General features: G+C 33.2%; 4 protein-coding genes. 3 read left to right on the top strand and 1 reads right to left on the bottom strand.

From position 1 onward, the window contains the following. The 3 genes from AC3AX0_RS08800 to AC3AX0_RS08810 form a co-directional block, all read left to right on the top strand. A partial coding sequence (locus AC3AX0_RS08800) for an HD domain-containing protein (protein WP_487549925.1) occupies window positions 1-549 on the top strand: 549 nt, incomplete at its 5' end. 88 nt (window positions 550-637) lie between these two features. After that, window positions 638-2071 carry an adenylosuccinate lyase gene (purB, locus tag AC3AX0_RS08805; protein ID WP_487549928.1) on the top strand — a complete coding sequence of 478 codons (1434 nt, stop codon included), beginning with the start codon at window positions 638-640 and terminating at the stop codon, window positions 2069-2071. A 459-nt stretch (window positions 2072-2530) separates the two neighbouring features. Continuing rightward, complete coding sequence (locus AC3AX0_RS08810; protein ID WP_487549926.1) at window positions 2531-3502, top strand: tyrosine recombinase XerC; 972 nt, start codon at window positions 2531-2533, stop codon at window positions 3500-3502. A 100-nt stretch (window positions 3503-3602) separates the two neighbouring features. Here AC3AX0_RS08810 and AC3AX0_RS08815 read toward each other — a convergent pair. Then, window positions 3603-3911 (bottom strand): LysM peptidoglycan-binding domain-containing protein (locus AC3AX0_RS08815; RefSeq protein WP_487549927.1); only part of this gene is annotated, 309 nt, incomplete at its 5' end.

Here is a 3911-nt window from a genome sequence, read left to right on the forward strand (position 1 = left end):
CATTCTATAGAGGTTGCCCATTTAAGTGCAATAATGGCAGCTGAGCTGGGTGCCGATGTAAAAATTGCAAAACGAGCTGGTTTGCTTCACGACTTGGGAAAAGCTGTAGACCATGAGGTTGAAGGTCCCCACGTTACAATTGGTGCTGATTTGGCTAGGAAATATAAAGAAAACAGTAAAGTTATACATGCAATCGAAGCACATCATGGTGATATAGAAGCTAAAACCGTTGAAGCGGTAATAGTTCAAGCAGCAGATGCAATATCTGCAGCAAGACCTGGAGCAAGAAGAGAAACATTAGAATCATACATTAAAAGACTTGAAAATCTTGAAGAAATCGCAAATTCTTTTGACGGTGTTGAAAAATCCTTTGCAATTCAGGCAGGTAGAGAAATCCGAATTATGGTTAAGCCTGAAGATGTAAATGATTCAAGCATAGTTGTTATAGCAAAGAATATTGTAAAAAGAATTGAAGATGAACTTGAATACCCAGGTCAAATAAAAGTAAATGTATTAAGAGAGACAAGAGCAATAGAATACGCAAAATAAAATTACCACTTAAAGATAAAATTAAGAAGTAAACTTTTAGTTTACTTCTTTTTATTGAATATTATAAAAAAACAAGGAAGTGATTACTATAGATACAAAATCTTATAAAAATCCACTTATAACGAGATATGGAAGCAAGGAAATGAGTTATGTCTTTTCAGATGAAAACAAGTTTTCTTACTGGAGAAAGCTCTGGATTGCATTGGCTGAATCTGAAAAAGAACTTGGTCTTGATATAACAGATGAACAGATCAATGAAATGAAGGAAAATATATACAATATAGATTTTGAAATGGCCAGGAAGAAGGAAAAAGAAGTAAGACATGACGTTATGGCTCATGTACATACATTTGGTGCCCAGTGCCCAAAAGCAAAGCCTATAATCCATTTGGGGGCTACCAGTGCCTTTGTAGGGGACAATACGGATATTTTACAAATAAAAGAAGCACTTGAAATTGTTAAGAAGAAACTTGTGAACCTTTTGTATGTAATGTCGGAATTTGCTCTTGAATACAAGAATATGCCTACTCTTGGATATACGCATTTTCAACCTGCTCAGCTTACCACAATAGGCAAGAGGGCAGGATTGTGGCTTCAGGATCTGTATTTTGACTATAATGACCTTATATATGTTATTGAAAACTTAAAATTAAGAGGTACAAAAGGTACTACTGGCACTCAGGCGAGTTATCTCAAGCTTTTTGAAGGGGATACTTCAAAGGTAAACAAACTAGATAAAATGGTTGCAAATAAACTTGGTTTTGAGAGTTCCTATTATCTTACTGGACAAACTTATTCAAGAAAGATTGATGTTAGTGTGACCAAGATTTTAAGTGGAATTGGACAATCTCTTCATAAGATGACAAACGACATCAGACTTCTTCAAAATCTTAAGGAAATAGAAGAACCATTTGAGAAAACACAGATAGGTTCTTCGGCGATGGCTTACAAGAGAAATCCTATGAGAAGTGAAAGAATAGCTGCATTGTCAAGATTCGTTATAAATACATCCCACAATACTGAAGATACAGCATCGGCACAGTGGTTTGAAAGAACTCTTGACGACTCTGCAAACAAAAGACTTTCAATACCTCAAACATTCCTTGGATGCGATTCCGTACTTGAAATTGCAATAAACATATTCCAGGGCATGGTTGTAAACGAAAAAGTCATAGAAAAGCACATCAATGAAGAATTGCCGTTCATGGCTACTGAAAACATAATAATGGAAGCCGTAAAACGTGGTGGTGACAGACAGGATTTACATGAAGAAATCAGAGTTTTATCTATGGAAGCTGGAGAACAAGTTAAGAAGTTTGGAAACAAAAACGACTTGATAGAAAGAATGATTAAATCAGATAAAATTGTTTTGAACGAAAAAGAAATCTTGGAAATTATAGATGCCAAGAAATTTATAGGAAGATCATCAGAACAAGTTGATGTGTTTTATAATGAAGCAATAAAACCTATACTTGAAGAAAATAAAAATCTGCTAGGTATGAAGGTTGAACTTAATGTCTAAGTATTAAAACTAAAATCTCAGGATATCATATCTTGAGATTTTTTTATATTCTAACAGGATACTTTAGATAACAAAAATAAAACCGCCATATTTGGCGGTTTTTTATTGTTAAAAATTCGAACTTACAGGATTGGCTAATTAAAATTTACATCATGATAATCAAGAAACTTAATTAAAGGATACAACCAAGAAAAAAGCTTTGAGATTTCGATTTTAAGAAGGTTAAAAATATTTCAAGGGTAAATTATATGCAAAACAAGTTGGAATTGTTTAAAACAGATGAAAATAACGTGAGATAGCAAATCAATACATATTAACATGGCATAAATGAAAATGTATGAAATACTAGAATAAGAGGTTGAAATAAATTGGAAAATACGGTATAATTATAATAAATTAATCGATTTTGTCGCAAAATAAGTATTTTGCGACAAAACAAATATTTAGCAGGAGGTAAATATGGACTACTTTTCAGCCCCTACTCTACTGGGAGATTTTATAAATTACACTGAAACCATCAAAGGTAAATCCGAAAAGACGGCTAAGGAGTACTTTCTTGATTTAAGGACCTTCTACAGATTTTGTGGAATGAGGTTTAAGCTTACGGATGAAAAAGTTTTTAACAATATTGATATAAATTCATTTTCAGAGGATTTCTTGCAGCAAGTTAAGCTACAGGACCTCCACTCCTTCATATCCTTTGTGGACAGGATCAAAAAGAACAACAATAAAACAAAGGCAAGAAAAGTTGCTAGCTTAAGATCTTTTTTCAAGTATCTTTTTTATGTAATAAATGTAATTGAAAAAAACCCTGCCGAAAATCTTGAATCTCCGAAGATTGAAGCAAGGCATCCAATACATTTAACCCTTGATGATGCAAAGAAGCTTCTTGATTCAATCGAAGGTCGATATGCAGTACGTGATTTTGCTATAATTATGACTTTTCTAAACTGTGGTATAAGACTTTCAGAGCTGGTGAGTATAAACATAACCAGTATTAAAAATGATACTCTTACAGTTGTTGGTAAAGGAAACAAAGAAAGAACAGTTTATTTGAATGATTCCGTACTAGAATCTATAAATGACTATTTGACAGTTAGACCTGACCCAGCTGATGAAAAAGATAATGCCCTATTCTTAAGTTCAAGGAAACAAAGAATATCACCAAAGGCAATCCAGCATCTATTGAAAAAACATATATTGAATGCAGGTTTCGCAGATGAAAAATATTCCCCTCACAAATTAAGACATACAGCAGCCACCTTAATGTATCAACACGGTAATGTAGACATAAGGGCTCTTCAGGAAATCCTTGGCCACGAAAGTGTATCTACTACACAAATCTACACCCATATAAATGATGAAAGGCTTAAAAAGGCTGTAGAAAAAAATCCATTAAGTGATTTTATCAAAAAAGACAAGAAAAAATAAACACTCCGAACATTTGTTCTGGATGTGAGAATTAGTCATTTTTACATTTGATTTATTCTACAAAAAATGACTTGCGAGTCTTATGTCAAAGACTCGCAAGTTACTCTTTTACTTGAACCTTAATGGTCTGTCCTGGATATATATATCCATCGGGCAGATCATTAAACTTCATTATTTCGTATACGTCTTTTCTTATGGAGTTTGTCTGTCCATATTCCTTTGCTATATCCCAAATCGTGTCGCCTGAATTGATTTGTAGCTCTATATATTTTATTTCGCTGTAGGAATAAGCTTTTACTGTATATGTAACCATTGATGTCAGAAGTATCAGTAAAACGATTGATGTAATTAAGAATACTTTAAATCTGCTCTTGTTTGAAACACGGTATCTGTTTAATATAATCATATC

Source organism: Dethiosulfatibacter sp., assembly GCF_983023055.1.